Raw genomic sequence first — 25035 nt, forward strand, 5'->3', positions numbered from 1 at the left:
CCCCGACGTTGGTCTAGACGGCTTGTCGATTGGCAGCCACCCAACGGTCGGGTCTATAGTCAGCGAACTCTTCCGAGGATTGCGCCATGAGCGAACACCCAGCCAATCGCCGTCGCTTCAAACGTATTGCGTTCGATGCCAGAACCGAGCTGAGTCAGGGTCAATTCATCTGGCCGGTGAAGTTGATCGATCTGTCGCTCAAAGGGCTGCTGATCGAACGGCCGGAGCCGTGGCTTGGGGATAGGGAGCAGGATTTCTTCGTCAACATTCATCTGAGCGATGATGTCGATATCGAGATGGATGTACACCTGGCTCACGAAGATCACGGACAACTAGGCTTCGTCTGCCGGCACATCAGTCTGGAGTCGATCCAGCGCTTGCGACGGTTGATCGAGCTCAACCTGGCTGACGAAGCCGAGCTTGAGCGCGAACTCGGCGCCCTGATCGAAATCTAGCCATCAATACAAATCCCCTGTGGGAGCGGGCTTGCCCGCGAAGAAGCCGTGTCAATCAACATTGATTTCGACTGACACACCGCTTTCGCGGGCAAGCCCGCTCCCACAGGACTATTCGAACAATGCGTCGAGCGCCTGTTCCAACCGGGTCACGGCAATGATCTGCAACCCCGGCGGCGCCTCTTTCGGTGCATTGCCCTTGGGCACGATCGCCCGTTTGAAGCCATGCTTGGCCGCTTCCTTCAAGCGCTCCTGGCCGCTCGGCACCGGACGCACCTCGCCGGACAAACCGACTTCGCCAAACACCAGCAGATCATGCGGCAACGGCCGGTTGCGCAGGCTCGACATCACCGCCGCCATCAACGCCAGGTCGGACGCGGTCTCCAGCACCTTCACCCCGCCGACCACGTTGAGGAACACGTCCTGGTCGTGAGTCGGAATACCACCGTGACGGTGCAATACCGCCAACAACATCGCCAATCGGTTCTGATCAAGGCCCAACGTCACGCGCCGTGGATTGGCCAGATGGCTGTCATCGACCAACGCCTGCACTTCCACCAGCATCGGCCGGGTGCCTTCCCAGGTGGCCATCACCACACTGCCCGGGACTTCTTCCTGGGCACGGGTGAGAAAAATCGCCGAAGGGTTGGAGACTTCTTTCAGGCCCTTGTCGGTCATGCCGAACACGCCCAGTTCATTGACCGCACCGAAACGGTTTTTCACCGCCCGCAACAAACGCAAACGGCCATCGGATTCGCCTTCGAAATACAGCACGGTGTCGACCATGTGTTCGAGAACCCTTGGGCCTGCCAATGCGCCTTCCTTGGTGACGTGACCGACGAGGAAGATCGCCGTGCCACTCTGCTTGGCATAACGCACCAGCAGCGCCGCACTCTCACGTACCTGCGAGACGCCACCCGGCGCTGATTGCAACTGTTCGGTGAAAATGGTCTGGATCGAGTCGATCACCATCACCTTGGGTTTTTCCTGACGGGCGGTGGCGATGATGGTTTCGATGCAGGTTTCGGTCATCACCCGCAGTTGATCCTGTGGCAGCCCCAGACGCCGGGCGCGCATTGCCACTTGCTGCTGGGATTCTTCGCCGGTGACGTACAGCGCCGGCATGCTCTTGGCGAGGTTGCACAGGGTCTGTAACAGAATCGTCGACTTGCCGATGCCCGGATCACCACCTATCAGCACCACCGAGCCATCGACCAGACCGCCACCCAAAACCCGATCCAGCTCACCGGACGCGGTGGAGAAGCGCGGGATCTCCTCGATGCTGACTTCGGCCAGGGTCTTGATCTGCGCTTGCTGCCCGGCCCAGCCGGTACGCCCGGTGGGCGCCGTGGCCCCGCCGCTTTCGATCATGGTTTCGGTCAGGGTGTTCCAGGCGCCGCACTCGCCGCACTGGCCCGCCCACTTGGGAAAGGTTGCGCCGCACTCGGTGCAGCCGTACATGCGCTTGGCCTTGGCCATCTGGATCCCCCGGCAAAAACCGCGATGATAACGCAGCCACCGCTCAGCGCGGCGCGGCGGTACGGATTTCGCCGTTGGCCAGACGCGCGGCGCTGTTGCCCAGCGGGTCTTCGGCATTAAGATCGGCGCCCTTGGCCTTGAGCGCGTCGAGCAGTTCGATGCGCTTGAACAACCCGGCGTACATCGCCGCAGTCTGGCCTGCGCCGTTGCGCTGATCGGGGCTGCAATCGGTGGCCATCAGCCTTCGAGCAATCTGCATCTCGCCTTTGAAAATCGCGCCCATCAGCGCTGTGTTGCCACGTTGGTCCTGCGCGCAGGCATCAGCGCCCGCCGCCAGTAACCGGTCAACTGCCGCACCCTGGCCGTGATACGCCGCCAGAATCAAAGCGGTGTAGCCCTTGCTGTCGCGGGTATCGAGGGAATAACCGGACTCGATAAAGGTCTCGAGCATCGGCACATCACCACGCCGGGCGGCATCGAAATAGTAATCCTGCAACTGCGCCTTGATCGCCTCGGGGTTCTGTTCGGCCAGCGCTGTAAATGACAGGCAACCGAGCAACAGTAAAAGAAAGGCACGCATAAACGCTCTCCTTGGGCAGAACGGGGCCTGAATCAGGCCCCGCGTTGCATGGCGTCGAGATCAGTCGACCAGTTTCGCTGCCAGCGCCTTGACCCGGCTCAGATCACCCTTGGCCACTTTGGTCACACCGGTGCCGTATTCCGGATCTGCCTTATAAAGAAAGGACAGGATGATGTGCTTGCTCTCGTCATCGGTGGTCGCCAGCGAACCGCCGAAGCTGGTGATCAGGTCCTGACGCTCCTGCTGGCTGAACGAGCGATACAGATCCCCGGCCTGTTTGAAGTTCTGCTCACGCTGAATCTTCGCCTGCTGGGTGCTGCCCGACAGTGCCAGCTGGCTGTAACGCGCGCTTTGCGGCTCTTCACGCGGTTGCAGGCGGCTTGGCTGATAGTTCACGCCAGACGCCGTGGCACCGAAGTTCATCGCACCGTCCTGATTGCCATTGTTGACCGCAACTTTTGGCGCATTGATCGGAAGTTGCAGGCCGTTTGCACCCAGGCGATACATCTGCGTATCGGCATAAGAAAACACTCGACCTTGCAACAGACGATCTTCTGAAGGTTCGATACCCGGCACAACATTGGCCGGGGCCATGGCAACTTGTTCGGTTTCCTGGAATACATTGGCCGGATTACGGTTCAACACCATTTGTCCAACTTTTCGCTCAGGAACATTCGGCCAGATTTTGGTAGCGTCCAATGGATCGAAATCAAACTTGGACAAATCTTGTGGATTCAGCACTTGGATGTACAAGTCCCATTTCGGGAAATCACCCTTGTTGATATGACTGACCAGATCATTAGTCATATGACTGTAATCTTTGCCCTGAACTTTCTCGACCTGTTCAGGTGTCAGGTTTTTGATGCCCTGCAAACTTTTCCAGTGGAACTTCACATAGTGCACTTCGCCTTTGGCGTTAACCAACTTGTAGGCATGCACGCCATTACCGTCCATTTCCCGATAACTGGCTGGAGTACCCGAATTGGAATACAGCTCGGTCAGCGTGCGAGTGGCTTCCGGCACGTGGGAGAAGAAGTCGAAACGACGCGAGTCATCGTCAAGGTTGGTGCGTGGATCGGGTTTGAACGCATGAACCATGTCCGGAAACTTGATCGCGTCGCGAATGAAGAAGGTCGGGAAGTTGTTGCCGACCAGGTCCCAGTTGCCATCAGCGGTGTAGAACTTGGTGGCAAAGCCCCGTGGATCGCGCAGGGTTTCCGGGGAATGGTTACCGTGAACCACTGCGGAGAAGCGCACGAACACTGGCGTCACCTGCCCGGCAGCGAATACCTTGGCCTTGCTCAGGTCGCTGAGGTCGTTGGTCACGGTGAACGTGCCATGGGCACCGGTACCGCGGGCATGCACCACACGCTCGGGAATGCGCTCACGGTCGAAACGCTGGAGTTTCTGGATCAGTTGCACGTCTTGCAGCAGCACCGGGCCGTTGGCGCCGGCGGTTTGCGAGTTCTGATTGTCGCCCACCGCTGCACCATTATCCCGGGTCAGGGGCGCGGCGTGCACGGAGAAGGTCAACAGGCTGGCGGTGAGTACGCCGAGCGTACGGCGATGGGGAAAAGCCCCCAGTCCAAGGGTGGAATTCATATCAGGTTCCTCTGGTTCTTTTGGGCGCATCCAGGTGCGCCAACCAGAGGCTAGAGGGCTAAGTCCGCGAACATAAATAGAAAGTTCGTAACCCGACGATTGAAAATTTTGGCTTCCCGATCAGCGTGTTACGGCGTATTTCGCGCGCGATTAGTGGCACTTTGCAAACTAATTGCAGATTTATCGGTCGATAAAAACGGGCATTGTAAGAAGGTGTTTCGCGCAGGACGCGTTTGCTGATTTACACTGCGTACACCAACCTCATCTGTAACAAGGAAATAACCTATGGGCGTGCTTAGTGAGTTCAAGGCCTTCGCGGTCAAAGGCAATGTGGTCGACATGGCCGTCGGTATCATCATCGGTGCCGCCTTTGGCAAAATTGTTTCGTCGTTTGTCGGCGACGTGATCATGCCGCCAATCGGCCTGTTGATCGGAGGGGTGGACTTCAGTGATCTGGCCATCACGCTTAAAGCCGCCGAGGGCAACGCCCCTGCCGTGGTCATGGCTTACGGTAAATTCATCCAGAGCATTCTGGACTTCGTGATCGTCGCCTTCGCGATCTTCATGGGTGTCAAAGCCATCAACCGCCTTAAACGCGAAGAAGCCGTAGCCCCTTCCCTGCCACCGGTTCCGACCAAGGAAGAAGAGTTGCTCGGTGAGATCCGCGATCTGCTCAAGGCCCAGAACAATCGGCCTTGACTGCTTGATGAATAAAGAACGGCGCCTGATGGCGCCGTTTTTTTTACCAGTAGTTTTCCACCGCCACCTGTCCCGGCCGCCGCGTCAGGCTCAGGCTCATGTGGCGTTTCTTCAGCAGTGCCCGGGTGTCGTCGATCATCTGCGGATTGCCGCACAGCATGACGCGCGAGTGCTCGGGGGCCAGTTCAACGCCGGCTTCACGCTCCAGCTCGCCGCTTTCAATCAGGCTGGTAATACGGCCATGCAAGGCACCAGGAACCTTTTCTCGGGTAACGGTGGGAATGAACTGCAGTTTATGGGCGTGTTCTGCCAGGTAATCACGCTCGGACAGTTCTGCAATCAACGACTGATAGGCCAGTTCCCGCGCTTCGCGCACGCTGTACACCAGAATGATCCGCTCGAATCGCTCCCACACTTCGAAGTCCTGCAGAATCGACAGAAACGGCGCAACCCCGGTCCCGGTGGATAACAGCCACAAATCCCGACCGTCGACAAACCGATCCAGCGTCAGGTAACCAAAGGCCTGGCGTTCCACCAGCAGGGTATCGCCGACCTGCAACCGGCTCAGTTCACTGGTGAATTCGCCACCTGGCACCACGATGGAGAAGAACTCGAGAAACTCGTCGAAGGGTGAAGAGACCATCGAGTAAGCACGCCAGACCGTGCTGCCATCAGCCTTTGTCACCCCCAGGCGAGCGAATTGTCCCGCGCGAAACCTGAAGCCCGTATCGCGCGTGGTGCGCAGGGTAAACAGACTGGGGGTCAAAGGCTGCACGTCGAGCAAGGTCTGGGCAGTAAATTTATCTGCGCTGACAGTCATGGGGGCACTCCACGGAAAAGACCCTGACAGTCTCGCGCAAACTCAGAGCATAAACACCACTGTTTTTGTAGTGGTTTACCGTTCAGACCGCCCGAAAAAATGAGAATTAAACCCAAATGCCGTTAATACAGCTTTATTCAAAGTCCGATTGAATGACAGGTTAAATCCAACGCGTTATTGATGACTAATAACCTTTCCAGCAACTAACCGCCCCCTCCAAGAGCAAAAAAATTCAACGCCATTTGTAAGACCTGTCCTACACTCGGTTGCGTGCAGGATCCGATTGGATCCATAAAAAGCACCCGACGAACGACTCATGGAGAGTGAGTGATGGAAATGTGGAAGGAGTCGCAATTAAAGCAACTGACTTTCGCAAGAGAAATAGAGACCGCTTATCCGATCCTGCTGCGATTCGCTCAAAATATTGGCTTCAATTTTTGTGCCATCTCATTGACATCAAACAATCGGAACGCTGACTTAAAGACCTTGCAAATCAATAACTATCCGAAAGAGTGGAACCAACTTTATGAAAGACAAAACTACAGAAAAATCGACCCGGTAGTAGCACACTGCAGTCATTCAATGCTGCCGATTGTCTGGACCGAGGACGTGTTTTCGCAAACCTTGTCGCTGTGGGACGCGCAACAGAGGCATGGGTTGCGACACGGTTGGTCCCAGTCGTTCCACCACGAAGACAGCGGGCTGTGCAGCACCCTGAGCCTTGCCAGGAAAAACGGTCCATTAAGTCCGCTCGAGTTATACGAGCATTTTGGCTATATGTTTTACGCAACCAGCCACCTGAGTGACCTGTTCGCCAAAACCTTGCCCAAACCGGCCAAAAAGCCCGTCCCCCCACGCCTTTCACCGCGAGAACTGGAAGTGCTCAAGCTCTCGGCGCTCGGCAAGACGGCCTATGAGATTGCCAGGATCCTCTGCCTGAGCGAGCGGACGGTGAATTACCACGTGCAAAACGTGATTCTCAAACTGAACGTCTGCAACAAGATTTCTGCGGTCATTGCCGCCAAGAGTTGCGGCCTTCTCGACATGCCCGCCCACTAAAAGCTGCGAGTATTTCAACGGAAAAAAACGTACCATTTGCAACCTTCCTGAGTGATGACGTGCGCCGCACGCCGCAGTCCACTCGGATGGTTCCGCCGCGCGACGCCCTGGGCTGCGGGCCACCCGTTGAATAACCAGAGTTCTCGCCCGATGCCCTTGCTCGAAACACCCTTTGCCCAACTCGACCTGATCCGCCAGCCCGAGCAGCAGAATGAACCTCTGCAAGCGTTCGATGCGGCTGACGAATACCTGCTCAATCATCTGGCCGCGCAACAACCGACGGCAGACACCCGGGTGTTGGTACTCAATGACAGCTTCGGAGCGCTGGCGGCGAGTCTGGCGGGCAAGGTTCAGGTCAGCAGCAGTGGCGACTCATTTCTCGCATTCCAGGGACTGGAAAAGAATCTGGTACGCAACGGCCTGGCATTTGATGCCGTGCGCGGGATTGCGGCCAGTCAGCCGTTGATCGGGCCGTTCGACCGGGTGCTGATCCGCGTGCCCAAGACGCTGGCATTGCTGGAAGAGCAACTGATCCGCCTGCAAGGGCTACTGGCACCCGGCGCCGAAGTGGTGGCAGCGGCCATGGTCAAGCATTTGCCGCGCGCAGCCGGTGATCTGCTGGAGCGTTACATTGGCCCGGTACAGGCTTCACTGGCGGTGAAGAAAGCTCGCCTGTTGATCGCAACGCCTGAAGCCAAAGCCCCGGCGACCTCGCCCTACCCTTCGCGTTATCAACTGGACGAGCCGGCCATCGAATTGCTCAACCACGCCAACGTGTTCTGCCGTGAAGGTCTGGACATCGGCACCCGGGCCTTCCTCCCGCACTTGCCAAAAAACCTCGGCAGCGCCCGGGTCGCCGACCTTGGTTGCGGTAACGGCGTCCTGGCCATCGCCAGCGCCCTGCACAACCCCGACGCGCACTACACGCTGGTCGACGAATCGTTCATGGCCGTGCAATCGGCCGCCGAGAACTGGCGCGCCGCGCTGGGCGAGCGCGAAGTGCTCGTGCGCGCTGGCGATGGTCTGGCCGGCCAGGAGCCGCAATCGCTGGACGTAGTGCTGTGCAATCCGCCGTTCCATCAACAACAGGTGGTCGGCGACTTCCTCGCCTGGCGCATGTTCCAGCAAGCCCGCGAGGCGCTGGTGGTGGGCGGTGCGTTGTACATCGTCGGCAACCGGCACCTGGGCTATCACAGCAAGCTGGCGCGGCTGTTCCGTGGCGTCGAGCAAGTGGCAGCCACACCGAAATTCGTGATTCTCAAAGCACGCAAGTAAAGCGTCAGGCAAAAAAAACCCTCCGCGGTACAGAGGGTCATAAAACCGTGCCCAAGGGCAGCGGGACGGGATGTTTCAGTGTGTGGTCAGGCCGGCCGCGTTCATGAACAGGCGCATCAGGCTGGCGGCAATGAACAGCGCGCCGACGCTACCGATCCAGATCAGGGCCAACCAGCCGAGCCGCTGCCACAGCGGCTTTTTTTCGGCTTCTTCAATCTCGTGCAGGGAATGTTTGCCGTTCATTGCATCGTTCCTCTTGGGCGATGGCGTCGCTGAGGACGCCACCGCGAGAAGGCTTGCTCTCACAGGGTGAGCAGAGCGAGAGATCAGTGGTAACCGTCTTCATGGGTGACCTTGCCGCGGAACACGTAATAGCTCCAGAAGGTGTAACCCAGGATGAACGGGATGATGAACAGCGTACCGACCAGCATGAAGCCCTGGCTTTGCGGCGGTGCGGCGGCGTCCCAGATCGAGATCGACGGCGGCACGATGTTCGGCCACAGGCTGATGCCCAGACCGCTGTAGCCGAGGAATATCAGCACCAGGGTCAGCAGGAACGGCATGTAGTTGGCATTGCGCGCCACCGCGCGGATCAGCCCGTACAGCGTCACCAGCACCAGAATCGGCACCGGCATGAACCAGAACAGGTTCGGCATGCTGAACCAGCGTGTCGCGATCTCGGGGTGAGCCAGCGGCGTCCACAGACTGACGATGCCGATCACCGCCAACAGCACGAATGCCAGCGGCCGCGCGAGGTTGTGCATCTGCTCCTGCAACTTGCCTTCGGTCTTCATGATCAACCAGGTGCAACCGAGCAAGGCATAGGCCACCACCAGCGCGGCGCCGCAGAACAGGGTGAACGGTGTCAGCCAGTCCAGTGAACCGCCGGCGTATTGCCGATTGACCACCGGCAAACCGTCGATGAAAGCCCCCAGTGCCACGCCCTGGAAGAACGTCGCCGCCACCGAACCGCCGATGAACGCCTTGTCCCACAGGTGACGCTTGTCGTCCTTGGCCTTGAAGCGGAACTCGAACGCCACGCCGCGGAAAATCAGGCCGATCAGCATGAAGATCAACGGCAGGTACAGCGCCGACAGCACCACCGAATAGGCCAGCGGGAACGCGCCGAACAACGCCGCGCCGCCCAGTACCAGCCAGGTTTCATTGCCGTCCCAAACCGGGGCGACGGTGTTCATCATCACGTCACGGTCGGTCTTGCCCGGGATGAACGGGAAGAGAATCCCGATCCCCAGGTCGAAGCCGTCCATGACCACGTACATCATGATGCCGAAGATGATGATCACGGCCCAGATCAGCGGAAGATCAATACCCATGAGTCAAATCTCCTTTTCCAGGCTGCGCTGCGAGTCGGCGTCGGTACCTTCATCATCGGCTGCGGACAACGGCCGAGCCGGAGTGCGTTTCTGGCCAGGACCACCTTCGTTGGTTTCCTTGCCTTCGTCGGTTTTCGGCCCTTTGCGCACCAGGCGCATCATGTAGCCAAGCCCCGCACCGAACAGCGCGAAATACACCACGACGAACATGATCAGGGTGATGCTCATCTGCATGAAACTGTGATTGGACGAAGCATCCGCCGTGCGCATCAGCCCGTAGACCACCCACGGCTGCCGACCGATTTCAGTGGTGAACCAGCCAGCGAGGATCGCGATCAGGCCGGACGGCCCCATCCACAGCGCCAGATACAGGAACGGCCGCGAGGTGTAGAGCGAATCGCGCTTGCGCAGCCACAGGCTCCACAGACCGGTGAAGATCATCAGGAAGCCGAGACCGACCATGATCCGGAACGACCAGAACACAATGGTCGAATTCGGCCGGTCTTCAGGCGGGAACTCCTTGAGCGCCGGCACTTGCTTGTCCAGCGAGTGGGTTAGGATCAGGCTGCCGAGGTACGGGATCTCCACGGCGAACTTGGTTTTCTCTTCCTTCATGTCCGGCCAGCCGAACAGGATCAACGGCGTCGCTTCGTTGCCTTTGTTTTCCCAGTGGCCTTCGATCGCAGCGATTTTCGCTGGCTGGTGCTCAAGCGTATTGAGGCCATGGAAGTCGCCAATGACCGCCTGGATCGGCGCCACGATCAGCGCCATCCACATCGCCATCGACAACATGGTGCGAATCGCCGGGTTGTCCCTGCCGCGCAGCAGGTGCCAGGCCGCCGACGAACCGACGAAGAAGGCCGTGGCGACGAACGCAGCGGTCGCCATGTGCATCAGACGATACGGGAACGACGGGTTGAAGATGATCGCCAGCCAGTCGGTCGGGATCACTTGACCGTTGACGATCTCGAAGCCTTGCGGCGTCTGCATCCAGCTATTAGAAGCGAGAATCCAGAACGTCGAGATCAGCGTGCCGATCGCCACCATCACCGTGGAGAAGAAGTGCAGTTTGCGTCCGACCTTGTTCCAGCCGAACAGCATCACCCCGAGGAAACCGGCCTCGAGAAAGAACGCCGTGAGCACCTCGTAGGTCAGCAACGGTCCGGTGACGGAACCGGCGAAGTCCGAGAAACGGCTCCAGTTGGTGCCGAACTGGTAAGCCATGACCAGACCGGAGACCACACCCATGCCGAAGTTGACGGCAAAGATTTTCGACCAGAAGTGGTAGAGATCCCGGTAAGTGTCGTTATGGGTTTTCAACCACAACCCTTCAAGCACCGCCAGGTAGCTCGCCAGACCAATGGTGATGGCCGGGAACAGGATGTGGAACGAGATGGTGAACGCGAACTGAATTCGGGCGAGATCGAGTGCCTCTAAACCGAACATAAGTCTTCCTCTGTCAGGTAATACCGGCATTGGGGCTTGTGGCCCCTGCCTACTGCCCCCACGGATATGGAGTGCGGCGAATTCTGATTCGTTCTTTTTTAACAGCCATCGCAACGCAGGGAGTCTGGCCAACGGGCCACCAGAGCATGGCCCGGGAGGGTCTTGATCTGGATCAAGCAACGTTAAAAGAGTAGTCCCATTTCCGACGAAGAACGGCGTGGTCGTTTGCCGCGTGACAAGTTGCCTCATTGCCTGGGCAACGTTCTGAAATACATCCCCAGAGCGGCACGACCTGTAGCGAGGGGATTCATCCCCGATGGGCGGCGAAGCAGCCCCTGATGTTTCGTTGCGTCGTCAATTTTTTACGACTGCTGCGCAGCCGATCGGGGATAAATCCCCTCACCACATTGAGATGAGGTATGCCAGGGAGCGATAGATGTCTGGCTAACTAAATTTTTTGTCATAGCAACTTCCTGTTACAGACTGGTGATAACCTCGCGGTTCCCCCAAGAGCCAGACCTGCCTTCAGATGCCCAGCCAAGAGCCCCTGCTGTTACGTCACCATCGTCCTTTTCTTGCGTTCTGGTTCGCCCGGATCTTTACCGCCAGTGGCTTTCAGATGCTTACCGTGGCGATCGGCTGGAATCTGTATCAACTCACCGGCAACGTGCTCGACCTGGGTCTGGTCGGGCTGGTCGAGTTCGCGCCACGGGTGCTGTTCATGCTGCACACCGGGCATGTCGCCGACCGCTATGACCGGCGCCGTGTTGCGGCGATCTGTCAGTCGTTGCAGGCGTTGATTGCCTTGGCACTGGCCATCGGCAGTGCGACCGACCACGTCACCCGGGAAATGATCTTTATCCTCGCCTTCCTGCTCGGTGCGGCGCGCTCCTTCGAAATGCCGACGACCCAGGCGCTGCTGCCGAGCATCGTACCCAGCGCCCTGTTTCCACGGGCGGTCGCCGCAGCGCAATCGGCTCAACAGTCAGCCACCATTGTCGCCCCGGCCCTCGGTGGCCTGCTTTACGCGTTCGGCAGTGTCTGGGTCTATGGCCCGACGGTATTGCTCTACGTCATCGCCTGCACCTTGATGCTCAACCTGCCCGCACGACAGACGCCGCTGAACAAAGGCAAAGCCACACTGGATTCGTTGTTGGCGGGCATCCGCTTCATTCGCAGCCGCCCGGACATCCTCGGGGCGATCTCGCTGGATCTGTTCGCGGTGTTGCTCGGTGGCGCTACCGCGTTGCTGCCGGTGTTCGCCAAGGACATCTTGCTCACCGGGCCGTGGGGCCTGGGGCTGCTGCGTTCGGCGCCGGCGGTTGGCGCGTTGGGGATGTCACTGTTCCTCGCCCGGTTCTCCGTCGAACGCAACGTTGGCCGGGTGATGTTCACCGCCGTTGGCGTGTTCGGCGTCGCAACCATCGCCTTCGGTCTGTCGACCTCGTTCTGGTTCTCGCTGGCGGTGCTGGTGGTGCTCGGCGCGGCGGACATGATCAGCATGGTGATCCGCGCCTCCTTTGTGCAACTGGAAACCCCGGACGAAATGCGCGGCCGGGTCAGCGCGGTGAACGGCCTGTTCATCGGCGCCTCGAACCAGTTGGGCGAATTCGAATCCGGCCTCACCGCGCACTGGTTCGGCACCGTCCCGGCGGTGGTGATGGGCGGGATCGGCACGCTGGTGGTCACCGGAACGTGGATCAAACTGTTCCCGACCCTGGCCAACCGCGACCGGATGCATGTGCCGGTGGAAGAGGCGAAGGTCTGAGGCTCGTCAAACCAATATCTCCCCCGCCACTTTCACCCGCAATGCCTTGCCACCAAGCTGCTCAACCAGCGTCAGGGCAAAGGCCAGTGCGGCGCCGGAGCCCTGGGCGGTGATGCAATTGCCGTCGACCACCACCGGTTGATCAACAAACGTACAGCCCGACAGTTGATGGCTGGCACTCGGCAGGCAGGTCATGCGCCGTTGGCGCAATACACCTGAGGCTTGCAGGGCGATGGCTGGGGCTTCGCCGATGGCGGCGAACAGGCGGCCGGCGCTGGCCTGGTCCTTGAGCAATTGCTGCAGCGGCTGATGCGCCGCGAGATGTTGGGCGCCGACGGCACCACCGGGCAGGACGATCAGGTCGAAGGTCTGCGCCAATACATCAACCAGCATGCCGTCCGCTGTCAGGCGCGTACCGCGCGCGCAGGTCAGCATGCGCCGGCCTTCGATGCTGGCCGCCACGACTTCGACGCCGGCGCGGCGCAGCACGTCGATCAGGGTTACGCTTTGCAGATCATCGATGCCCTCGGCGAGGGTAATCAGGGCTCTAAAGGTCATGGGCGCTATCCGCTGGGTGATCTTTAAAGCGTAGCCAGCTTTGCCCTGCCTGTTCGATGACCGCCGTTACTTGATGTAAAGCTGGGCCGACAGGGTGTTGCGTGGCGCGTTGATCGAGGTGTTACTGAAGGTGAAGGTACCTTCCTGCTTGCCCGCCAGATCAAAGGTATACAGTGAGCCGACGGTGTTGCTACCGGGCTTGCACTCAGTCAGGTTGCCGTTATCAAAGGCGCACACCGGCGCCCGGGTGCCGTTGACTTCAAAACCGTCCAGCGTGGCATGCGGCTGGTTCTGACCATAGCCGATTTCCAGCACGAACACCTTGATGCTCGGGCCGCTGTGATCGCATTGGGTTTGCGGCTGGTTATCGCCGATGTCTTCCAGACCACAGGCCGGCGATTGAACCTTGATCACCTTCACTTCAGTCAATGGTGGCGCCGAGGCTGCCAGCGCCGCCGTCGACCCGACCATCAGCCCGGCCATTACCCCCAAAGCCTTTATCCAGCGCTTGCCCATGTGATCGTATTTCCCTAAAAAATTCAGCGCGCAGTATGGCGCAGTTGGCCCTGTGGCAAAACTTCGACGACGTTCGGCACCAACAACCGCCATATTCCTCACGCTGCTGGTATGATGCGCGGCTTTTTCCGGCCCACCACAAAATCCCAGGCGCTTGCGACGGTCTGTGCTTTGCTGTTGAGGTCGATACATTCACGGCGCCGCGCGCGCCACGGGGAGCAGACATGCTGGAAAGGCTGTTTCAACTCAAGGCACACAACACCAACGTGCGTACCGAGATTCTGGCGGGCGTCACGACCTTCCTGGCCATGGCCTACATTCTGTTCGTCAACCCGAGCATCCTCGGCGAGACCGGCATGGACAAGGGCGCAGTGTTCGTTGCCACCTGTCTGGCAGCCGCCATCGGCTCGACCATCATGGGCCTGATCGCCAACTACCCGATCGCCCTCGCGCCAGGCATGGGCCTGAATGCCTTCTTCACTTACACCGTGGTCCTGCACATGGGCCACACCTGGCAAGTGGCGCTGGGCGCGGTGTTCATCTCGGCAGTGTGCTTCTTCCTGCTGTCGATCTTCCGCATCCGCGAATGGATCATCAACAGCATCCCGCTGCCGCTGCGCTCGGCGATTGCCGCCGGTATCGGCCTGTTCCTGGCGCTGATCGCCCTGCACAACGCGGGCATCGTGGTCAGCAACCCGGCGACCATGGTCGGCCTCGGTGACCTGAAAGCCCCGGCGCCGATTCTCGCCACCCTCGGCTTCGCCCTGATCGTCGCCCTCGAAGCGCTGAAAGTGCGCGGCGCAGTGCTGATCGGCATTCTGGCAGTGACCATCATTTCCATCGCCATGGGCTTCACCCCGTTCGGCGGCGTGACCTCGATGCCACCTTCGCTGGCCCCGACCTTCATGCAACTGGACATCAAGGGCGCACTGGACATTGGTCTGGTCAGCGTGATCTTCGCCTTCCTGTTCGTCGACCTGTTCGACAACTCCGGCACCCTGATCGGCGTCGCCAAACGCGCCGGCTTGATGGGCAAGGACGGCCACATGCCGAAAATGGGTCGCGCACTGATCGCCGACAGCACCGCGGCGATGGCCGGCTCGCTGCTGGGTACTTCGACCACCACCAGCTACATCGAATCCGCTGCCGGCGTGAGCGCTGGCGGGCGGACCGGTCTGACGGCGATCGTCGTGGCGATCCTGTTCCTGTTGGCGCTGTTCTTCTCGCCACTGGCGGCCAGCGTGCCAGCCTTCGCCACCGCACCGGCGTTGCTGTTCGTCGCCGTGCTGATGACTTCCGGTCTGGCGGAAATAGACTGGGAAGACATCACCGTCGCCGCACCGGTCGTGGTCACCGCGCTGGCCATGCCGTTCACCTACTCGATCGCCAACGGCATCGCCTTCGGTTTCATCTCCTGGACCGTGATCAAGCTGCTGTCGGGCCGCGCCCGTGAGCTGAACCCGGCGCTGGTGATTCTGTCGATTCTGTTTGTGATCAAGTTGGGTTGGTTCAACGCATGACTTTCGATTCCCAGGCCTACGCCACTCAGCTCGAAGACAAGGTCACGCGTTTGCGTGACCTGCTGGCCCCGTTCGATGCACCAGAGCCGACCGTGTTCGACTCGCCGCTGCAGAACTTCCGCCTGCGCGCGGAATTTCGCCTGTGGCGCGAGGCCGGTGAGCGGCACTACGCGATGTTTTCCCAGGACGACAAACGCACGCCGATCCTGATCGAAGAGTTCCCGATTGCCAGCCTGCGCATCAACCAGTTGATGCCGCAGCTCAAGGCGGCATGGCAGGCCAGTTCGGCGCTGAGCCACAAGCTGTTCCAGGTGGAGTTCCTGACCACCCTGGCCGGCGATGCGATGATTACCCTGTGCTATCACCGTCCGCTGGACGAACACTGGCATGCGGCCGCGTCGAAGTTGGCGGCTGATCTCAACGTCAGCGTCATCGGCCGCTCCAAGGGCAAGCGCGAAGTCATCGGCCACGATTACGTGGTGGAGAAACTCGAAGTCGGTGGTCGCACCTTCAGCTACCGCCAGCCGGAAGGCGCATTCACCCAGCCCAATGGCACGGTGAACCAGAAGATGCTCAACTGGGCCTATGAAGCATTGGGCGATCGTCCCGACGATCTGCTGGAGCTGTATTGCGGCAACGGCAACTTCACCCTGCCGCTCGCCACCCGTGTGCGCAAAGTGCTGGCCACCGAGATCAGCAAGACCTCGGTCAACGCCGCACTGAGCAACCTCAGCGAAAACGCTGTGGATAACGTCACGCTGGTGCGCCTGTCCGCCGAAGAGCTGACCGAAGCGCTGAACGAAGTGCGCCCGTTCCGTCGCCTGCAAGGAATCGACCTGAAGAGCTACGAGTTCGGCAGCGTATTCGTCGACCCGCCGCGCGCCGGCATGGACCCGGACACCTGCGAGCTGACCCGGCGCTTCGACAACATCCTGTACATCTCCTGCAACCCGGAAACCCTGGCCGCCAACATCGCCCAACTGCACGACACGCATCGCATCACCCGCTGCGCGATGTTCGACCAGTTCCCGTGGACGCATCACATGGAGTCCGGGGTGTTGCTGACCCGGCGTTGATGGCGAATGCCGGGTACGAGAAAGCCGTCTTGATTGACGGCTTTTTTGTGGGTGCTTACGGTGCAGTGTCGGTCTTACGTGGACGCCCGCCCTTCTTGCCATTTGCTCGTGCAGCTTCGGATTTTGCCGCACTGCTTTGACGACCGTTACGCGACGCAACCACCGAAGCCGCCATCCTCATGAGTGACGGGCTCGCCGAAATCATTCCGGAGATGGAAACGTCGAGGTCTTTGCCCTCGTGGCAAAGCGCAGTGCCTGCATAGCCGACTGTCAGGTTCGCATAATCGTCTGAATCAAACCCGTCGAACTCCGAATACTGGCTCACCGGTAGCAACACACCGCTGCCGTCTTCAAAACGAATGACCAGAGACGGGCTTTCAAAGGTCACAGAAACAGCCTGCAAGCTGCTAGCTTGGCGCGCTTCGCCACGTTTTATCGCGGCATCGAGCATTTCTTCCGTCAGCGGACGATGTACGGACGGCTTTGCCTTGATGACTTTCATAAATCGATTTCAACTCCTGCCAGTTTGCCGAGCAATGTCAGAACAGTCTTGTCTGCTTCTGGTTCATAGCGCGTCGAACTGATCCTGTAGGTCGTAGCGGTGACCGGTTTCATCACGGGGACTTCGTTTGACTCGCAGTCCCACACCTGATTGTCGAGACAAACTGTCTGCAAGCCTGACCACCAGATCCCTCGTGCGCGACGCAGATGAGCAGGTTGCCCCAGTGATCGACACAATCCTTCCAGCACCGCCAGCGGCGGTCGACGTGAAAGCGGCACGACATCCCACAGTTCAATGTCGTTGTGCCAGAAACTGAACTGAAATCGGGCATTCCAGGCGCCTGCATTAACGTGAACATGTGGCGGGCAATGCTCATCTCGCAACATGATGCTTATCGACAATTCCCTGTAGTTGCATACTTTCATGCTAACCCATCCGTTAGGTTAATAAGTTTCAGGATTTGATTTTCCTTTCAAATCCGACGGCCGGTGCTGCACAGCACCTCAATGCCTTTCACCAAATTCAGACTAGCGTCGGCACGGATGAGGAAGCGCTGCATCTTCGAAAAAAAACGTAAGCAAAACTGTCGATACAATTCGGAAAATCTGAATGCGATGTAGCTTTTGTGCGATCACCGAACACAAAACCATCGGGTTAAATCAGTTCAATTGACCATGGTAACCATCTGGTACATTTTACCTCCACAGGCTGAAACCTTCGGCCCAAGCCAAAAACAATAAGTGGAGTTTGCCCCCATGCCCCCTATCGTTCTGGTGCTCAACGGCCCGAACCTGAACCTGCTCGGCACTCGTGAACCGGCAACCTACGGTCACGAAACCCTGGCTGATATTTCTGCTCTGTGCGGCCGCGCTGCCGAAGAATTCGGCCTGGCCGTGGAGTTTCGCCAGACCAATCACGAAGGCGAATTGCTCGACTGGATTCATGCGGCACGCGGCCGCTGCGCCGGGATCGTGATCAACCCGGCGGCGTGGACACACACCTCGGTGGCAATCCGCGACGCGCTGGTGGCCAGTGAGTTGCCGGTGATCGAAGTGCACCTGTCCAACGTGCATGCGCGTGAGCCGTTCCGCCACCACTCGTTTGTCTCGGCCATCGCCACGGCGGTGATGTGCGGCTTCGGCAGCCATGGCTATCGCCTGGCCCTGGAGCATTTCAGTCAGCGACTGAAGGGGCGCGCAGCATGACCCGTAAACCGGTAATACTGGCTGGCCTGATCGGTGCGGGTATTCAAGCCTCGCGCACGCCAGCACTGCATGAACATGAGGGCGACGCCCAAGGCTTGCGCTACCTGTATCGGCTGATTGATCTCGATCAGTTGCATCTGGACAGCAACGCCCTGCCCGACTTGCTGCAGGCGGCCGAGCGGATGAACTACACCGGCCTGAACATTACTTTCCCGTGCAAGCAGGCGATCATCCCGCTGCTCGACGAACTGTCCCCGGAAGCCCGGGGCATCGGCGCGGTCAACACCGTGGTGCTCAAGGACGGCAAACGCATCGGCCACAACACCGACTGCCTGGGTTTTGCCGAAGGTTTTCGTCGCGGCTTGCAGGATGTCGCCCGTGAGCGTGTCGTCCAGATGGGTGCCGGCGGTGCGGGAGCGGCAGTGGCCCACGCGTTGTTGAGCGAAGGCGTACAGCAGCTGAGTATTTTCGATGTCGACCGCGAGCGCGCCGAGAGTCTGGCGAACAACCTCAACCAGCATTTCGGCTCAGGCCGCGCGGTGGCCGGGCGTGATCTGCCGGGCACGCTGAATCAGGCCGATGGTCTGGTGAATACCACGCCGATGGGCATGGCCAAACTGCCGGGCATGCCGGTGCCAGTGGAACTGCTGCGCAAGGAATTGTGGGTCGCGGAGATCGTTTACTTCCCGCTGGAAACCGAACTGCTGCGCAACGCCCGCGCCTTGGGTTGCCGCACGCTAGATGGCGGCAACATGGCGGTGTTTCAAGCGGTGAAGGCGTTTGAATTGTTCAGCGGCGTGGTGCCGGACGCACAGCGGATGCTGGCGCATTTTCAAAGCATGAATGGCTGAAGCTCAAAAGGAACCTGTGGGAGCGGGCTTGCTCGCGAAAGCGGTGTGTCAGGCGCCAGATGTATAGGCTGACATGCCGCCTTCGCGAGCAAGCCCGCTCCCACAATGGGTAAGTGTCACGGCTGCAAGTAGCGCAACACCGACTCGCAGATCATCTCGCGATGACGCTGCTTGATGCTTTCGTCCGGCAGGTCGATCTGAAAGATCTCACCGAACGTATGGCGGTTCGAGACGCGATAGAAGCAGAACGAGCTGATCAACAGGTGCACATCCAGCGCGTCCAGCCCGGCGCGGAAGACACCCTCCTCGGCACCGCGACGCAAAATCTCGCCCAGTGAATCGAGGATCGTATTGTTCATCGCCTTGATCGTGTCCGAACGCTTCACGAACTCGGCGTTGTGAATATTTTCGATACAGACGATGCGCACGAAATCGACGTTGCGGTCGTGGTGATCGAAGGTGAATTCCACCAGTCGACGGATCGCCACCACCGGCGGCAACTCGGCCAGGTGCAGGCGGTTTTCGGTGCTGCGGATGTCGCCGTAAAGCTTCTCCAGCACCTCGACGTACAACTGCTCCTTACTGCCGAAGTAGTAATAGATCATGCGTTTGGAGGTGTGGATACGCTCGGCGATCGCGTCGACGCGGGCGCCGGACAAGCCCTGCTGGACGAACTCGACGATCGCCTCCTGCAGGATGTTCTCGCGGGTTTTTTCCGGGTTGTTCTTGCGACTCTTGCGCGGCTCGATACCGGATTCGACGGGAGCGGCGGGGAGTTCTGAAGTCATTGTCATTGCGGGCTCACGGCCATCACTGCACAGGTTGGCGATTATGGGCCGCGCTGCACAGTGAAGGAAGCCACGCGGCTCGTGTTTAATCCCGCGTTTACGAAATTCCTACAACTTCGCCTGGCGCGCCGCACCGCTGCGTGATTTGGCCATCGCCGCCAGACGGACCGCGACGTTCGCCGCACCATAACCGGCATAACCGTTTTTACGCTGGATGATCTCGAAGAAAAAGCGTCCCTCGAACGGCTCGGTGTACACGTGGAACAACTCGCCGCCCTGCGCGTCGCGGTCGTAGAGCACGTTGTAGTACGCCAGCTCGCTGAGGAACTCGTCGTCGAAATCGAAGCGCGCGGCGAGGTCGTCGTAATAGTTGAGCGGGATATCCAGCAACGGCACGCCAGCCTCTTTGGCGCGGCTGACTTCGGCGAAGATGTCATCACAATCGAAGGCGATGTGATGCACACCGGAGCCGCGATAACTCGACAGTGCGTGAGAGATCGCAGTGTTTCGGTTCTCCGAGATATTCAGCGGCAAGCGGATCGAACTGTCGCGACTTCTCAGCGCTCGGCTCTTCACCAGACCGTACGGATCGGGCAGTACCACTTCATCGTCGGCCTCGAAATCCAGCAGGCTCTTGTAGAACAGCACCCAGCTGTCGAGGCTGTCGGCCGGCAGCGCCATGGCCATGTGATCGATGCGCTTGAGGCCGCCACGGGCCTGAGCGTTCGGCAGCAGATTGAAGTCGGTGCCATAGACATCCGCCGCTTCATCCACCAGATAAATCAGGCTGCCGTCCGGCGCACGCACCGCGGCCAGTTCCAGTTCGTTGGGGCCGACCAGGCCGCGATAGGGCTGGCCCTTGTAAGCGACCGCACGAGCGAGGGCGCTGGCGCTGTCCTTGACCCGCACAGCGGTGGCACACAGCGACGGGCCATGGGCCTCGAAGAAACTGTGGCCGAACGAGTACGGTTCGGCGTTGAGGATCAGGTTGATATCGCCCTGACGCAGCAGGCTCACGCTCTTGGAGCGGTGCTGCCCGGCCTTGACGAAGCCCAGCCGCTCCAGCCAGTTGCTCAGTTTGGCGCCAAGGCTTTCGTCGACGGCGAACTCAAGAAACTCGATGCCGTTGTACTCGCTGGCCTGTGGCGTTTCGAAGAGGATTTCGCGGTTGGTCACCGGCGTTGCTTGCTGTTCCAGGCGCTGACGGGTTTTCTCTTCCAGATACAGCAGCGAACGCAGACCATCGGCGGCATTGGCCCGTGGCGGTGCGGCGCGGAAACCATCGTTGAAGATCTCCAGCGACAACGGCCCGGTGTAACCACTCTGGATGATCGGCGCGAGGAACCCCGGCAGATCGAATTCGCCCTGCCCCGGGAAGCAACGGAAATGCCGGCTCCACTCCAGGACGTCCATGGCGAGGATCGGCGCGTCGGCCATTTGCACAAAGAAGATCTTGTCGCCGGGAATGTCGGCAATCGCGCTTGGATCACCTTTCAGCGACAAGGTGTGAAAGCTGTCGAGCAGCACGCCGAGCGCCGGGTGATCGGCCTGGCGCACGATGTCCCAGACCTGTTGATAAGTATTGACGTGCCGGCCCCAGGCCAGCGCTTCATAGCCGATACGCAACCCGCGAGCGCCTGCATGTTCGGCCAACAGCCGCAGGTCATCGACCAGAATCTGCCGGTCGCCGACGCTGTCCGCCGAGGCGTTGCTGCAGACCAGCACCAGATCGGTGCCCAGTTCCTGCATCAGGTCGAATTTGCGCTCGGCCCGTTCCAGATTGCGCGCCAGCCGATCACGGCGGCAGCCTTCAAAATCGCGGAACGGCTGGAACAGCGTGATGGCGATCCCCAGGTCAGCGCACATCTGCCTGATTTCCCGCGGACTGCCATCGTAATACAGCAGATCGTTTTCGAAGATTTCGACCCCGTCGAACCCGGCGGCGGCAATGGCTTCGAGCTTTTCCGGCAGGGTGCCGCTCAGGGAAACGGTGGCAATGGAACGCTGCATGTTGCTACTCCCGGACTGCGCTGCAGTTTTTTACAGGGGATCATTTTTTATCGTGAGGAAATTATTGGCTGCATCGTCTTCAGCAGCAATTTAAAGTGTACCAGCCGGTTAGTTTTGCGTGCGATTATCGAACACTATGGCGTTTCGGCGAATTGACGATTTTTCGTCCACTGCCCACCATCGACGTCACATTGAGTCCGGAAATGAACCTTCGGTCGCAGTGCGTGCAAACAACACCACATAACAAATTCAAAAACGGGTGGAACAATGATTCCTTCACAGACTTCCCGCATGGCCCCGGCCATGAGCACTGCCACGGGTGGCATCGGCGACAAGATCCGCGGCGCCATGGCTGTCGGCAAGACCCGTTGGGGCATGCTGGCGCTGGTGTTTTTCGCTACGACCCTGAACTACATCGACCGCGCCGCCCTCGGCGTCATGCAGCCCATCCTCGCCAAGGAAATGAGCTGGACGGCGATGGATTACGCCAACATCAACTTCTGGTTTCAGGTCGGCTATGCGATCGGTTTCGTCCTGCAGGGACGCCTGATCGACCGCGTCGGCGTCAAGCGCGTGTTCTTCTGCGCGGTGCTGCTGTGGAGCCTGGCCACCGGCGCCCATGGTCTGGCGACTTCGGCCGTCGGCTTCATGGTCTGCCGGTTCATCCTCGGCCTGACTGAAGCGGCCAACTACCCGGCCTGCGTGAAAACCACACGCCTGTGGTTCCCCGCCGGTGAACGCGCAGTGGCCACCGGCATCTTCAACGCCGGGACCAACGTCGGAGCCATGTTCACGCCGATGCTGCTGCCGCTGATTCTTCACGTGTGGGGCTGGCAGGCGGCGTTCCTGTGCATGTCGGCACTGGGCGGGATCTGGCTGCTGTTCTGGGGCCTGAAATACTTCAACCCGGAAGACCATCCACGGGTGAAAAAATCCGAACTCGACTACATCCAGCAGGAAGTCGAACCGGAACAGGCACGCGTACCGTTTTCACGCATCCTGCGCATGCGCGGCACCTGGGCCTTCGCCCTCGCCTATTCGCTGACCGCGCCGGTGTTCTGGTTCTACCTGTACTGGCTGCCGCCGTTTCTCAATCAGCAATACAACCTGGGCATCAACGTCACCCAGATGGGCATTCCGCTGATCATCATCTACGTGACGGCCGACTTCGGCAGTGTCGGCGGCGGCATTCTGTCTTCGTTCCTGATCGGTCGCGGCATGAACTCGATCAAGGCGAGGCTGCTGTCGATGTTCCTGTTCGCCTGCTGCATCATCGGGGTGATCATGGCCGCCGGTTCGAGCAATCTGTGGGTCGCCGTCGCGGCAATCTCTCTTGCCATCGGCGCGCATCAGGCCTGGACCGCGAACATCTGGAGCCTGGTGATGGACTACACGCCCAAGCACATGATGAGCACGGTTTTCGGTTTCGGCGGCATGTGCGCAGCGATCGGCGGGATGTTCATGACCCAGATCGTCGGCCACATCCTGACCGTCACCCATAACAACTACACGGTGCTGTTCACGCTGATCCCGGCGATGTACTTCATTGCGCTTACCTGGATGTACTTCATGGCTCCGCGCAAGATTCCAGACGTCACCGAATAACCTGCCTGCACCCCCTCCCCCCTGTGGGAGCGGGCTCGCTCGCGAAAGCGTCCAGTCAGTCACTGAAGCTGTCGACTGAAACACCGCCTTCGCGAGCAAGCCCGCTCCCACAGGGGCGTGTCTCTATTTCACTTACGGCTCTGTTGCCATGCCGCCGCCAAGCCGCTGCAACAGATCACCGCAATGCCGATCACCGTCAACAGACTCGGCGTGTGATTGAACACCACCCACCCCAACAACCCGGCAAACACGATCTGGCAGTAGCCGAACGGCGCCAGCAATGCCGGCGCGGCATGGCGGAACGCCTGGGTCAGAAACAGGTGCGCGGTCATCCCGCAACTGCCCAGCGCCAGCATCAACACGGCGTGCGACAAGGTCGGCACCTGCCAGAAGAACGGCACCAACGCACTCATCACCAGCGTGTTGCACAGACCAGCGAAGAAGTTGCTGGTGGTCGGGCTGTCGACCTCACTGAGCTTGCGCGTCAGCAACTGATAGAAGCAGAAAAACAACGCCGAGCAGAACGGCAGCAGCACCGCCGGGGTGAACAACTCGCCTCCCGGATGGACGATGATCAGCACCCCGATAAAACCGCAGATCACCGCGATCCACTGCCCGCGCGTCACCCGTTCCTTGAGCAACGGCACTGACAGCGCCGTCACCAGCACCGGCGCGAGAAAGTTGACCGCGGTGGCCTCGGCCAGCGGGATGTACAGCAGCGCCGTGGTGAAAAACAGACTGGTGCCGAGCAGGCACAGCGCCCGCGCCAACTGCCATAGCGGTCGTTTGGTGCGCAGTACACGCAACCCCGACTGCGGCAGGAAAATCCCCGCCATCAGCAAGGTGTGCACCAGATACCGCGCCCATACCACCATGATGATCGGGTAGAAACCCGATAGGTATTTCGACAGCGCATCGTGGCTGGAGAACAGGAAAGTCGCCACGACAATCAGCAGGATCCCCTTGAAGGGTTGGTTGACACCGGAGAGCGGGGTGCTGACGGTCATTGGATATCTCTGAAGGAAAAATAAACAGTGGCGAGGACGCTGGCGCCCCGCCACAAAAACTGACTTACAACTGCGCCAACAATTCCCGCGTCCTGTTGAGCGCCATCTGCGCTCGTTGCAATCCGCTGACGCCCTGCTCCAGCAGTTTTACCGTGGGGATCTCCAGGCTCAGTGGAATATTAGCTGGCAGACTGCGCAACAAACCGTGCAGGTCGCAATCGCCCTCGCCGGGAAACCGCCGTTCGTTGCGAGCCTGACGCAAGATCTCGGCCATGTCCGCCGGTCTCGGTCCCGCCACATCACACAATTGCGCATAACGCAGGCGCGCAGGTGCGACGTGGGCCAGATCCTCCAGCCGTGAACCGGAGCGATCGAAATGAAAGGCATCGACCAGCACCGCGGCGTTTTCCCGGTCGGCATTGGCAACGATGCGCAACGCCTGTTCGAGGTTGCGCGCATCGGTCCAGGGCATGAACTCCAGATGCGGATGCAAACCGTAAGGCGCCGCCAGATCACACAGCGCGGCAAAGTTGTCGGTGAGCCGTTGTTCGTCAGGATCATTGCCGGCGACCAGTAATTCACTGGCGCCAAACTCCGCGCCGACGGCCAGCAGCTTCTCGAAATCGGCAACCACGGTTTGCGGTTTCAGACGCAGGATTTCCACATCGAGCACCGCGATGCCAGTGTCGCGCAAACGCCTCAACGTCTGACGCCGCAGATCACCATCGGCCACCAGCGGAAAGTGATATTCCTCCGCCGTCGCCGGTTCCAGGCGCAGGCCGACATGGCTGTAACCGGCACGCGCCGCGACCTCGACCATTTGCGGTGGCGACAATTCGAGCACGGTGAGACTGGCCAGGGACAGGATTCGTTCGTTCAT

General features: G+C 59.7%; 25 protein-coding genes. 10 read left to right on the top strand and 15 right to left on the bottom strand.

Features of this window, described 5'->3' with window-relative positions:
- Positions 1 to 86: 86 nt before the first annotated feature.
- Complete coding sequence (locus ACOYXG_RS22950) at positions 87 to 455, top strand: PilZ domain-containing protein (RefSeq protein WP_027612837.1); 369 nt, start codon at positions 87 to 89, stop codon at positions 453 to 455.
- A 111-nt stretch (positions 456 to 566) separates the two neighbouring features.
- Here ACOYXG_RS22950 and radA read toward each other — a convergent pair whose 3' ends face one another.
- From radA to katB, 3 genes are read right to left on the bottom strand one after another with little or no spacing between them, the layout of a single operon-like run.
- Positions 567 to 1934, bottom strand: coding sequence for a DNA repair protein RadA (gene radA, locus ACOYXG_RS22955; RefSeq protein ID WP_007963764.1), 1368 nt, complete (start codon positions 1932 to 1934; stop codon positions 567 to 569).
- 43 nt (positions 1935 to 1977) lie between these two features.
- Positions 1978 to 2514 carry an ankyrin repeat domain-containing protein gene (locus ACOYXG_RS22960; RefSeq protein WP_097089277.1) on the bottom strand — a complete coding sequence of 179 codons (537 nt, stop codon included), beginning with the start codon at positions 2512 to 2514 and terminating at the stop codon, positions 1978 to 1980.
- 60 nt (positions 2515 to 2574) lie between these two features.
- A complete protein-coding gene (katB, locus tag ACOYXG_RS22965) occupies positions 2575 to 4116 on the bottom strand; it encodes a catalase KatB (RefSeq protein ID WP_225136368.1) in 1542 nt (513 codons plus the stop codon).
- Between the two features lie 285 nt (positions 4117 to 4401).
- Between katB and mscL the strand changes: the two genes are divergently transcribed.
- On the top strand, positions 4402 to 4815 hold the full coding sequence (mscL, locus tag ACOYXG_RS22970; protein WP_027612841.1) for a large-conductance mechanosensitive channel protein MscL: 414 nt from the start codon (positions 4402 to 4404) through the stop codon (positions 4813 to 4815).
- Between the two features lie 43 nt (positions 4816 to 4858).
- Here mscL and ACOYXG_RS22975 read toward each other — a convergent pair whose 3' ends face one another.
- Positions 4859 to 5635, bottom strand: coding sequence for a ferredoxin--NADP reductase (locus ACOYXG_RS22975; RefSeq protein WP_027612842.1), 777 nt, complete (start codon positions 5633 to 5635; stop codon positions 4859 to 4861).
- 330 nt (positions 5636 to 5965) lie between these two features.
- Here ACOYXG_RS22975 and ACOYXG_RS22980 point away from each other — a divergent pair, with 330 nt between their 5' ends.
- Positions 5966 to 6694, top strand: coding sequence for a helix-turn-helix transcriptional regulator (locus ACOYXG_RS22980; RefSeq protein WP_027612843.1), 729 nt, complete (start codon positions 5966 to 5968; stop codon positions 6692 to 6694).
- Positions 6695 to 6844: 150 nt separating this feature from the next.
- Positions 6845 to 7969 (top strand): methyltransferase, encoded by a 1125-nt coding sequence (locus ACOYXG_RS22985; RefSeq protein ID WP_460354161.1) that lies wholly within the window; start codon positions 6845 to 6847, stop codon positions 7967 to 7969.
- Positions 7970 to 8044: 75 nt separating this feature from the next.
- Here the strand turns inward: ACOYXG_RS22985 and ACOYXG_RS22990 are convergent, their stop codons facing one another.
- The 3 genes from ACOYXG_RS22990 to ACOYXG_RS23000 all read right to left on the bottom strand — a co-directional run bounded on the left by ACOYXG_RS22990 (position 8045) and on the right by ACOYXG_RS23000 (position 10749).
- The gene (locus tag ACOYXG_RS22990) at positions 8045 to 8212 is read right to left on the bottom strand and encodes a DUF2474 domain-containing protein (RefSeq protein WP_007963754.1); all 168 of its coding nucleotides are present in this window, start codon (positions 8210 to 8212) and stop codon (positions 8045 to 8047) included.
- 83 nt (positions 8213 to 8295) lie between these two features.
- Entirely contained in the window at positions 8296 to 9303 is a 1008-nt protein-coding gene (gene cydB, locus ACOYXG_RS22995) for a cytochrome d ubiquinol oxidase subunit II (protein ID WP_007963753.1), read from the bottom strand.
- A gap of 3 nt (positions 9304 to 9306) precedes the next feature.
- Positions 9307 to 10749 (bottom strand): cytochrome ubiquinol oxidase subunit I, encoded by a 1443-nt coding sequence (locus tag ACOYXG_RS23000; protein WP_460354165.1) that lies wholly within the window; start codon positions 10747 to 10749, stop codon positions 9307 to 9309.
- Between the two features lie 529 nt (positions 10750 to 11278).
- Here ACOYXG_RS23000 and ACOYXG_RS23005 point away from each other — a divergent pair.
- A complete protein-coding gene (locus ACOYXG_RS23005) occupies positions 11279 to 12517 on the top strand; it encodes an MFS transporter (protein ID WP_258676111.1) in 1239 nt (412 codons plus the stop codon).
- Positions 12518 to 12523: 6 nt separating this feature from the next.
- Here ACOYXG_RS23005 and ACOYXG_RS23010 read toward each other — a convergent pair whose 3' ends face one another.
- Positions 12524 to 13075, bottom strand: coding sequence for a DJ-1 family glyoxalase III (locus ACOYXG_RS23010; protein ID WP_460354168.1), 552 nt, complete (start codon positions 13073 to 13075; stop codon positions 12524 to 12526).
- A gap of 66 nt (positions 13076 to 13141) precedes the next feature.
- On the bottom strand, positions 13142 to 13591 hold the full coding sequence (locus ACOYXG_RS23015; RefSeq protein WP_135296611.1) for a DUF4879 domain-containing protein: 450 nt from the start codon (positions 13589 to 13591) through the stop codon (positions 13142 to 13144).
- Between the two features lie 224 nt (positions 13592 to 13815).
- Between ACOYXG_RS23015 and ACOYXG_RS23020 the strand changes: the two genes are divergently transcribed.
- Together ACOYXG_RS23020 and trmA are read left to right on the top strand one after the other, a co-directional pair.
- Positions 13816 to 15111: an NCS2 family permease gene (locus tag ACOYXG_RS23020; RefSeq protein WP_007963748.1), complete on the top strand. Its 1296-nt coding sequence runs from the start codon at positions 13816 to 13818 to the stop codon at positions 15109 to 15111.
- Positions 15108 to 16187 (top strand): tRNA (uridine(54)-C5)-methyltransferase TrmA, encoded by a 1080-nt coding sequence (trmA, locus tag ACOYXG_RS23025; protein WP_027612851.1) that lies wholly within the window; start codon positions 15108 to 15110, stop codon positions 16185 to 16187. Before ACOYXG_RS23020 ends, trmA begins: the two co-directional genes overlap by 4 nt.
- Before the next feature lie 55 nt (positions 16188 to 16242).
- On the opposite strand, the gene ACOYXG_RS23030 is transcribed toward trmA, so the two are convergent.
- Positions 16243 to 16689 (bottom strand): DUF2442 domain-containing protein, encoded by a 447-nt coding sequence (locus ACOYXG_RS23030; protein ID WP_097089285.1) that lies wholly within the window; start codon positions 16687 to 16689, stop codon positions 16243 to 16245.
- Entirely contained in the window at positions 16686 to 17114 is a 429-nt protein-coding gene (locus tag ACOYXG_RS23035) for a DUF4160 domain-containing protein (protein WP_097089287.1), read from the bottom strand. The genes ACOYXG_RS23030 and ACOYXG_RS23035 overlap by 4 nt, the downstream gene beginning before the upstream one ends.
- A 330-nt stretch (positions 17115 to 17444) precedes the next feature.
- Between ACOYXG_RS23035 and aroQ the strand changes: the two genes are divergently transcribed.
- Positions 17445 to 17894: a type II 3-dehydroquinate dehydratase gene (aroQ, locus tag ACOYXG_RS23040; RefSeq protein WP_025108744.1), complete on the top strand. Its 450-nt coding sequence runs from the start codon at positions 17445 to 17447 to the stop codon at positions 17892 to 17894.
- Positions 17891 to 18745: a shikimate dehydrogenase gene (locus ACOYXG_RS23045; RefSeq protein ID WP_096795254.1), complete on the top strand. Its 855-nt coding sequence runs from the start codon at positions 17891 to 17893 to the stop codon at positions 18743 to 18745. The genes aroQ and ACOYXG_RS23045 overlap by 4 nt, the downstream gene beginning before the upstream one ends.
- Before the next feature lie 116 nt (positions 18746 to 18861).
- Here the strand turns inward: ACOYXG_RS23045 and ACOYXG_RS23050 are convergent, their stop codons facing one another.
- Entirely contained in the window at positions 18862 to 19539 is a 678-nt protein-coding gene (locus ACOYXG_RS23050) for a TetR family transcriptional regulator (protein WP_027612854.1), read from the bottom strand.
- A gap of 102 nt (positions 19540 to 19641) precedes the next feature.
- Positions 19642 to 21543, bottom strand: coding sequence for a 3-dehydroshikimate dehydratase QuiC (gene quiC, locus ACOYXG_RS23055; protein WP_460354175.1), 1902 nt, complete (start codon positions 21541 to 21543; stop codon positions 19642 to 19644).
- A 267-nt stretch (positions 21544 to 21810) separates the two neighbouring features.
- Here quiC and ACOYXG_RS23060 point away from each other — a divergent pair, with 267 nt between their 5' ends.
- Positions 21811 to 23148, top strand: coding sequence for an MFS transporter (locus tag ACOYXG_RS23060; RefSeq protein WP_027612856.1), 1338 nt, complete (start codon positions 21811 to 21813; stop codon positions 23146 to 23148).
- A gap of 128 nt (positions 23149 to 23276) precedes the next feature.
- On the opposite strand, the gene ACOYXG_RS23065 is transcribed toward ACOYXG_RS23060, so the two are convergent.
- Positions 23277 to 24155: a DMT family transporter gene (locus tag ACOYXG_RS23065; protein ID WP_027612857.1), complete on the bottom strand. Its 879-nt coding sequence runs from the start codon at positions 24153 to 24155 to the stop codon at positions 23277 to 23279.
- Between the two features lie 64 nt (positions 24156 to 24219).
- Positions 24220 to 25035 (bottom strand): sugar phosphate isomerase/epimerase family protein, encoded by an 816-nt coding sequence (locus ACOYXG_RS23070; RefSeq protein WP_115988844.1) that lies wholly within the window; start codon positions 25033 to 25035, stop codon positions 24220 to 24222.

Source organism: Pseudomonas sp. G3-39 (genome assembly GCF_054790485.1).

What these genes read in the sequence shown, in the direction of transcription:
- ACOYXG_RS22950 (WP_027612837.1), top strand. Translation starts at nt 87, where the DNA reads ATGAGCGAACACCCAGCCAATCGCCGTCGCTTCAAACGTATTGCGTTC.
- radA (WP_007963764.1), bottom strand. Translation starts at nt 1,934, where the DNA reads ATGGCCAAGGCCAAGCGCATGTACGGCTGCACCGAGTGCGGCGCAACC.
- ACOYXG_RS22960 (WP_097089277.1), bottom strand. Translation starts at nt 2,514, where the DNA reads ATGCGTGCCTTTCTTTTACTGTTGCTCGGTTGCCTGTCATTTACAGCG.
- katB (WP_225136368.1), bottom strand. Translation starts at nt 4,116, where the DNA reads ATGAATTCCACCCTTGGACTGGGGGCTTTTCCCCATCGCCGTACGCTC.
- mscL (WP_027612841.1), top strand. Translation starts at nt 4,402, where the DNA reads ATGGGCGTGCTTAGTGAGTTCAAGGCCTTCGCGGTCAAAGGCAATGTG.
- ACOYXG_RS22975 (WP_027612842.1), bottom strand. Translation starts at nt 5,635, where the DNA reads ATGACTGTCAGCGCAGATAAATTTACTGCCCAGACCTTGCTCGACGTG.
- ACOYXG_RS22980 (WP_027612843.1), top strand. Translation starts at nt 5,966, where the DNA reads ATGGAAATGTGGAAGGAGTCGCAATTAAAGCAACTGACTTTCGCAAGA.
- ACOYXG_RS22985 (WP_460354161.1), top strand. Translation starts at nt 6,845, where the DNA reads ATGCCCTTGCTCGAAACACCCTTTGCCCAACTCGACCTGATCCGCCAG.
- ACOYXG_RS22990 (WP_007963754.1), bottom strand. Translation starts at nt 8,212, where the DNA reads ATGAACGGCAAACATTCCCTGCACGAGATTGAAGAAGCCGAAAAAAAG.
- cydB (WP_007963753.1), bottom strand. Translation starts at nt 9,303, where the DNA reads ATGGGTATTGATCTTCCGCTGATCTGGGCCGTGATCATCATCTTCGGC.
- ACOYXG_RS23000 (WP_460354165.1), bottom strand. Translation starts at nt 10,749, where the DNA reads ATGTTCGGTTTAGAGGCACTCGATCTCGCCCGAATTCAGTTCGCGTTC.
- ACOYXG_RS23005 (WP_258676111.1), top strand. Translation starts at nt 11,279, where the DNA reads ATGCCCAGCCAAGAGCCCCTGCTGTTACGTCACCATCGTCCTTTTCTT.
- ACOYXG_RS23010 (WP_460354168.1), bottom strand. Translation starts at nt 13,075, where the DNA reads ATGACCTTTAGAGCCCTGATTACCCTCGCCGAGGGCATCGATGATCTG.
- ACOYXG_RS23015 (WP_135296611.1), bottom strand. Translation starts at nt 13,591, where the DNA reads ATGGGCAAGCGCTGGATAAAGGCTTTGGGGGTAATGGCCGGGCTGATG.
- ACOYXG_RS23020 (WP_007963748.1), top strand. Translation starts at nt 13,816, where the DNA reads ATGCTGGAAAGGCTGTTTCAACTCAAGGCACACAACACCAACGTGCGT.
- trmA (WP_027612851.1), top strand. Translation starts at nt 15,108, where the DNA reads ATGACTTTCGATTCCCAGGCCTACGCCACTCAGCTCGAAGACAAGGTC.
- ACOYXG_RS23030 (WP_097089285.1), bottom strand. Translation starts at nt 16,689, where the DNA reads ATGAAAGTCATCAAGGCAAAGCCGTCCGTACATCGTCCGCTGACGGAA.
- ACOYXG_RS23035 (WP_097089287.1), bottom strand. Translation starts at nt 17,114, where the DNA reads ATGAAAGTATGCAACTACAGGGAATTGTCGATAAGCATCATGTTGCGA.
- aroQ (WP_025108744.1), top strand. Translation starts at nt 17,445, where the DNA reads ATGCCCCCTATCGTTCTGGTGCTCAACGGCCCGAACCTGAACCTGCTC.
- ACOYXG_RS23045 (WP_096795254.1), top strand. Translation starts at nt 17,891, where the DNA reads ATGACCCGTAAACCGGTAATACTGGCTGGCCTGATCGGTGCGGGTATT.
- ACOYXG_RS23050 (WP_027612854.1), bottom strand. Translation starts at nt 19,539, where the DNA reads ATGACAATGACTTCAGAACTCCCCGCCGCTCCCGTCGAATCCGGTATC.
- quiC (WP_460354175.1), bottom strand. Translation starts at nt 21,543, where the DNA reads ATGCAGCGTTCCATTGCCACCGTTTCCCTGAGCGGCACCCTGCCGGAA.
- ACOYXG_RS23060 (WP_027612856.1), top strand. Translation starts at nt 21,811, where the DNA reads ATGATTCCTTCACAGACTTCCCGCATGGCCCCGGCCATGAGCACTGCC.
- ACOYXG_RS23065 (WP_027612857.1), bottom strand. Translation starts at nt 24,155, where the DNA reads ATGACCGTCAGCACCCCGCTCTCCGGTGTCAACCAACCCTTCAAGGGG.
- ACOYXG_RS23070 (WP_115988844.1), bottom strand. Translation starts at nt 25,035, where the DNA reads ATGAACGAACGAATCCTGTCCCTGGCCAGTCTCACCGTGCTCGAATTG.